The sequence below is a fragment of the Arthrobacter sp. CMU6 genome (assembly GCF_059090205.1).
The window spans coordinates 1-3,759 of sequence record NZ_JBNHFL010000068.1 but is presented as its reverse complement, the minus strand read 5'-3'; the positions used below and the strand labels follow the sequence as shown (position 1 = coordinate 3,759).

At 61.7% G+C, this 3,759-nt stretch carries 2 protein-coding genes; both read right to left on the bottom strand.

Annotated elements, in window-relative coordinates:
- Positions 1-1,981 (bottom strand): CHAT domain-containing protein (locus tag AC5RWD_RS23025; RefSeq protein ID WP_494022238.1); only part of this gene is annotated, 1,981 nt, incomplete at its 3' end.
- 592 nt (positions 1,982-2,573) lie between these two features.
- Entirely contained in the window at positions 2,574-3,083 is a 510-nt protein-coding gene (locus AC5RWD_RS23020) for a hypothetical protein (RefSeq protein WP_494022237.1), read from the bottom strand.
- Positions 3,084-3,759: the final 676 nt, after the last annotated feature.

Below are 3,759 nucleotides of genomic sequence, written 5' to 3'. Positions count from 1 at the left end.
CAGTGGCCAGACGGGTTCCGTCGGGGCTCAACGCCACTCCGTAAACTGAACTGCCGTGGTGGACCTGCATCAGTTGCGCACCGGTAGCGGTGTCCCACATCCGCGCCGTCCTGTCCTCGCTGGCGGTAGCCAGACGGGTACCGTCGCGGCCGCATGCCACCGCAAAGACTGCGTTCATGGTGCCTTCATGCTTGACAACAAGCAACTCGCGGCTGGTACCCGTGTCCCAGATGCGGGCAGTCGTGTCGTCGCAGCCGGTCATCAAACGGTCCCCGTTGGGGCTGAACACTACTGCGATGACTGGATAATTTGAGGCCACGTGCATTACTAGGGTGTCGGAAGCTGGAGCTTCGACGTCGGCGGCTAGACCATTATCCGAATTCGAGTGCCGATAATCAGAAGTTTTGAATTGAAGCGGGTCGCCGGGTTGGCCTTGTCCGCTGAGTTGTACATTGGTGCTCCCGCAGCTGCGATGGCGCACGGCGGCGTCGCGGAAGTGCTGATCCGTCGTGAGGATCTGGGCATAGGCCTGGGTGGCGGCATCCAAGTTACCGTTCTCTTCGGCTCGACGGGCCCGCGTGTAGAGGACTTCCAAGCGGGCGCGAGTGGCGAGCCCGTTAGGGTTAGCGGCGCCAGAGTCAAGGACAGACAACTCGGAGGCGGTGTCGAGAACCGCCTGCCACGCACCGGCTTTGGCGTGGAGTCGCAGTTCGTCCTGCAGGTCGGTGACGCGCTGTCGTGCTGAGCACGCTCGACTGCGGTCCGCGGCGTCCGGGAAGTCGGGATTGTCCTGTAGAAGTGTGTAGCCGCGGACAGCTGCTCTCCAGTTCCCGGCTTCCTCCGCTTCCCGGGCGGCACGGTAAGTTTCGGCCAGTTCCCGATGGCCCTGCGCGGTTTTCCGCAACTCCGCAGCGTCGCCGTATCCGGGCTCCATGGCGAGCAACTCATCGAGGAATTCGATCGCCGCCGCGTAGTTTTTTGTCTGAAGTTCGGCGCCCGCCTGCAGGTAGAGGGCCCTCAGCAGGTCCGCCTGCGGCCGCTCGGGCATCACCTGAGGAGGAGCGACTTCAGGCTCGGACGGAACGGGAGAACCAGTGAGCGTAAATAGGCGGGTGGAGTCCCCGCGCACATAAAGTACGGGTGTCACCCACTCCAGGCTGTCCTGGCCCAGAATGGATCGGCGTCCGCTGCTGGCAGCCTTGTCGACGTCACGGCCGTGCGCGATCGCGGCATAGAACCCCCGGGCGAACGCAATCGCTGCCCTATCGCTGATGGTAAATTGCATCGCGGCCACGGCGCTGATTCCGCCACGGACCAGGGCGGCGGCCGTCCCGGAGAACAGATCCTCCCGTCCGGCTTCTCCGGAGGAGCAGGAGTTCAGGACCACCAGCCGCGGTGTCGGTTCCGCTTCCCTGAGCAAGTGCATCAGCCGGGAGGACTCCACCATGGCGCTGCGGCCGGTCTCTGATTCCAGCGCGATCCTGCCCTCCTGCCGGCTCACGTCGTAGTCTCCGTGCCCGATAAAATGCAGTACGTGCCAGGGCCCGTCAAGCAGCGTGGTCTGGATGCCGTCCCAGGTTGCCTGCGGTGCCCAGACTAACTCGACCAACCCCTCGGCGATCGGCTTTGCCAGCGCCTGGGCCAAGTACTGCTTTTCCGCGTCCGCATCCAACCCGGGCAAATTGCGTGGAGCGGCCACAATGCCCAAGATCCGCAGCGGGGGCTTCACCTCGAGGGGGTGGGGGTTGTAATCGGCTGCTGGGATGCGTCGCAGCAGCGGCATTTCCTGGCATAGGTAGGACCCGGTCCTCGGGTCAAAGAGCATCTCCCATGGCAGGGCCGCTACTTCGGCGGTGGCAAGCCTGAGCACTACACGCAACTGCCGCCCGCTGTGCTGAGCCACCCCCAGACTCGCCCGGTACGTGTCCCGCACCCCACCCGTGAACAGCGATTCGAACAGATATACTCCGACCTCGTGCAAAGGTCTCTCGCCGTGCGGTATGGTCCGCCTTGCCGGCACGGCCGACGCTAGGACCGTCGCCTCGAGCTCAGTGAGCCTAGTAAGTACCGCCTCCACGTCCAGCTGGAAGGTACCGGACGTTTCGCCCCCCGCCGGGGCACGGATCACACGGACAGTGTAACCGTCCTGTCCTGAACCGACCTCCAGCTCAATGTCACCGTCCATCGCAGCCTTCCAAACGCGTGCCCCGCCGTGGCCCGTTGACCGGCAAAGCCATGTCCCCCGGCCCGCCGAAACGAATAACCTAAGATTGGCGCACAGAACAACAGACCACAAGATCTGCCGTGAGCGGCGCAGGTCGTTGTTCGCCTTGTGCATGTCGTGATGGCTTTGGAGAGGTTGAGCAGTTGCCGCAACATGATCGCCTGGCGGCGGTTCCGGATCCCGTTGTGGCGGTCATCAGCAGCAGAGAAGCTCCGTCGGCGGATGGTCCTACGGTCTTGACGGTCCGGGGCACCTTGAAGAGAAGACCTGCTCACGACGGGTGAGGGATTCCAAAGTGCAAGGGCCGCGGTGCTCACTAAAGAGCCGCCGCGGCCCAACCCGTTGTTTCCTACGCCAACTCGGCGCAGAGATCCCGCTGCTGTCCGGAAGCACTGATCAGGGTAAAGACCCCGGTTTTGAGGTTGATGGTGTAAACGATGCGGCCCGTGTATTGGATTGCTGACGGCGTATCCACGCCTGGAACTTCGGACGCATCTGTGTCGAACAGGATCAGGCCGTTGCTCCCCGTGGCGGTGACTGTCACGACATTGTTGACGGGAGCCGATGTTACCTCAGCCGTCCCTTGGGTTTCGAAGGTAATGGATTCCCCGGATACCAAGTTTGTATACGTCAGAAGATAGCCCTTGCCCGAGATAATCTGTTTACCGTTTTTGAACGTCTTGACGCGCGCCTTGGCATCTGTACCTTCGACCCGCAGCCCAAAGGTTTCGCAGCTTTGCGCAGCAGTGGCCTCTTGCGGGACTAAGTCTTCACGAATTGGTGGAGGCCCGGCCACGGCCGCCGAAGAGACGGCAAATAGAGCAGCGGTGAGCAAAGCAAAGGGTGCAAATTTTTTCATTGGAACTCTCCGGTGTGCGGTGGCCACTTTTTGGCTGGCCGATGACTACTAAATGGGGATGCGCAGGGCGTTTGCGCTGATTCGATAGCGGCACCTCGCGTGTTTTTTCGCGTCGGTCTTCCGATTCCAGAGGATCGGAGGATTACCGGGAGTCAAAGAGTTATTGCAGGTACCTTATGAAAACCTTGGGACCTGCGTCCCCCCACGTCACCTTTTGAACACCGGCATCTGGATCCACGGATCCCTGGCCTTGATAGCAGCGGCCGCGTCAGTTGTGCAACCTCTGATCGAGAGGCGCGAGGGGCCGGCCCTGGCGTAAACGGCCCACCGGGGACGGAAACCCGTAGGGCAGGGTAGAGCTGCGGATGTTAAGGCAGGGGAGGCCGGCACCAAGTGGTACCAGCCTCCTGTTTCCCTCAGCAAAAGACATCTCACGGTGCTAAGACGTCGTCCCTGAACACCCGGTCCAGACATCAGGACCGACGATGTCAGATTGGGGTGTGGGTCTTGCTGACGTGAGTTGACCAGCTATGCATCTAGGGCAGAGCGGTGAATCGCGGCGATACGTGGGCAACAAAGTAGTGGGGCCCCCGACCGGCGGGGGGCAAACCGTGGTGGCGGGTTTAGAAGAAAAAAATGGTAATAAACCACCTGAACAGAGCGATCAAAGAAAACA